The 2,718-nt window shown below is 69.0% G+C and carries 2 protein-coding genes and 1 pseudogene; 2 read left to right on the forward strand and 1 reads right to left on the reverse strand.

Annotated elements, in window-relative coordinates:
* Positions 1 to 646 (reverse strand): GTP-binding protein (locus AC1DT2_RS20170; protein WP_477298306.1); only part of this gene is annotated, 646 nt, incomplete at its 3' end.
* A 204-nt stretch (positions 647 to 850) separates the two neighbouring features.
* On the opposite strand from AC1DT2_RS20170, the gene AC1DT2_RS20175 reads away from it, so the two are divergent.
* Together AC1DT2_RS20175 and AC1DT2_RS20180 are read left to right on the forward strand one after the other, a co-directional pair.
* Complete coding sequence (locus AC1DT2_RS20175; protein WP_477298307.1) at positions 851 to 1,882, forward strand: hypothetical protein; 1,032 nt, start codon at positions 851 to 853, stop codon at positions 1,880 to 1,882.
* Between the two features lie 59 nt (positions 1,883 to 1,941).
* Positions 1,942 to 2,718: pseudogene (locus AC1DT2_RS20180) on the forward strand (hypothetical protein); the annotation flags it as partial.

Raw genomic sequence — 2,718 nt, forward strand, 5'->3', positions numbered from 1 at the left:
GCGCGGACTCACCGGCTTCGAGGTAGTGCTCCATCACCTCGTCGTCGATCTCCACCACCTGGTCGATGATTCGCTGGTGCGCCTCCCCCGGTGAAGAAAAGTCGGTGTCGCCGGTCGTCTGGAAAAAAACGTCGCGCACGGAATGTCCCTTCGACGAGGGAAGGTTCAACGGCAGGCACTCGTTGCCGAATTCCTCTCGTAATGCATCGACCAGCGCTGCCAGGTCCAGGCCCTCGGCATCGATACGGTTGACCACGAGGATGCGTGCCATGCCTCGCTCCTTCGCATGCGCCATCATCGTTCGCGTGCCGTGCTCGATACCGTTCGCGCCGTTCACCACGATGGCCACGGTGTCTGCGGCGGCGAGGGCGGCGAGGGCGGGTCCGCGAAAATCGGCGTATCCCGGCGTATCGACGAGGTGGATGCGATAGCCGTTGCGCTCGATCGAGGCGATGGACGCGTCAATCGAGTGACCCCGCGATTTCTCCATGGGGTCGGTGTCGGAGACGGTGCTGCCACGCTCGATGCTACCGGGGGCAGTCAGTGCGCCTCCGGCGTGGAGCATGGCTTCGAACAAGGTGGTCTTGCCGGCGCCGGCATGGCCGGCAAGGGCGAGGCTGCGGATGCGTTCCGTGGATGGCGACACGATGCGACCCTCCTTCTCAAGGTCGTCCGGGCAATCCGGACGCTCAGGGCGGCGGTGGTTCAGGCGCGCCAACGCCAGTCCCAAGGCTTCTCCGAACCCGGGCCGGACGCAAGGGGAATCTTCGTCCGCATGAGTGGTCTGTAAGCCAGGGCTTACGCTGTGCTCAGCGGCACGCCACTATCCTGTCCCACTTCCGAAGGCCCCATGGGGACTCCCGCTCGCGTGCAATATCCCGGTAAGGCGCCACCGTCCTTCGTCGAATCCCACCGGCTGGAACCGGAGGGGTCGTCGCGTGCGCACGGGCTGGCCCCTATCGATGCGGCGACGCTGATGGCCCTGCGCGCCATCGGTCGCCGCCCGCCGCCGCGCGACCGGGTGCGCTTCACCCTGGCGCTCGCCGCCGCCTTGATCCTGCACATCGTGCTGATCTTCCTCGTGCGCTACGAAATGCAGCCGCGTGTGCAGGTGGCCTTCGCCACGCCCGACGATCACCCCGATGTGCTCGAGGTGCGTTTCATCGAGCCGACGCGTGCGCCGCCTCCGGTCGCCGATGCGCCACCCCCGCCGCCCGTTTCCGAGCCACCGCCCAAGGTGCGCTCGCCCGAGGCGACACGGCCCGAGCCGCCGCGACCGAAGAAGAAACCCGAGGACGAGACGCCGGTGGACACGACGACGCCCGCCGCGACCGCGGCGCCACAGGCGCCACAACCCACGCTCTTCGGCAACGACGGTTCCGTCGCGATGCCAACGACGGGCCCCGGGTCGAAGCCCGACTTCGTCCCGCAAAAGCCCACCGACAACACCGGCATCATGTCGCACAAGACGACGGTGACCTACACGCAGACCCGCTTTGAAAAGGACTGGGCGCCGCGCGACGAGAACGCGCTGAGCAAGGGCGTGCGCCAGGTGATTGAGAAGACCACGGTGAAGCAGACGGTCGACCTGGGTCACGGCACCCGCGTGAACTGCGCGACCGTGTTGTTCGTCCTGCCGGCGGGCTGCAGCGGGGAAGACCCCTCGAAGGCCTCGAAGAAGGATGGCGACGTCCGCCTCAACATGGCCCCTGCGAATCCGTTGGTGAAGGACCTTCCCGACCAGACGCCGCCGCCCACCGAAGCCCAGTGCATCGCGGCGTTCCGCGCCGACAAGCCCCTGCCACAGGGCTGCGCGTCGGACATTCCGCTGAAGGCGATGGACCAGGAAAACGCGGAGCGCGAACGCCGTACCGGCAAGTAGCTCTCGCGGGCGTACGCGGCGATTGTCTGCGGCGCCCGCAGCATGGACACTAGCCGTCCATGCATACCCCTGGCCCGCCGGACAGCGATCCCCTGATCGCCGCGAATTCGCTGCCCGTCTCGCCCCGCGAGGCGGCCATGCGTGCGCTCGTCTATCGGCGCCTCCTGCGGGAGAAACCGCGCGAAAGCGTGCGAAGGATCGTCGGCTGGGTCGGCACGATTCTCATCCACCTGGTCTTCCTGTTCGGGATGATCCTGGGCCCGGCTTACAACGTGCTGCCTTCGCCGCCGGAGCCGGACCATCCCGACGCGCTGCAGGTTCGCCTCATCGACAAGCCACCACCGCCACTGCCGCCCGTGCGCGGCACGCCATCGACGGCGCCGGTGGCCAGGGTGAAGCACACGACGACCTGGGACACCGCAGCCAGTCGCGCCGCGCGTGGGTCGCATGCCGCCGCCGTGGCAGCGGCGAAGACGCCGACGCGTCCGGCCGTCGCTGCGCCCGCGGCCCAGCCGCCGAAGGTCAAGGCGGCGCCGAAACCTGCCGCGCCGCCGCCGAGCGTCGCGGCGGTGGTCGACCGTCCGGTCGTTCAGCCCAAGGCCCCGCCACCGCAGCGCGATCTCGAAAAAGTGCCCTTGCCGACCCCGGCACCGCCCGATCTGGCGGTCGACACACCGAAGCCGCAGGTCGTGCCGCCGACCTTCCAGCCCGAGCCGGTGCGCCGTCCGCAGGAAGAGGGCTCGGAGGCCATGCCGCCGCCGGCGTCGCTGTCCCTGCCGCCGACGCCGGCATCGCAGATGACCGTGACGCCTGCGCCGCCGACGATCACCGCGGAG

This window comes from Luteibacter sp. P4_E6, assembly GCF_056401535.1.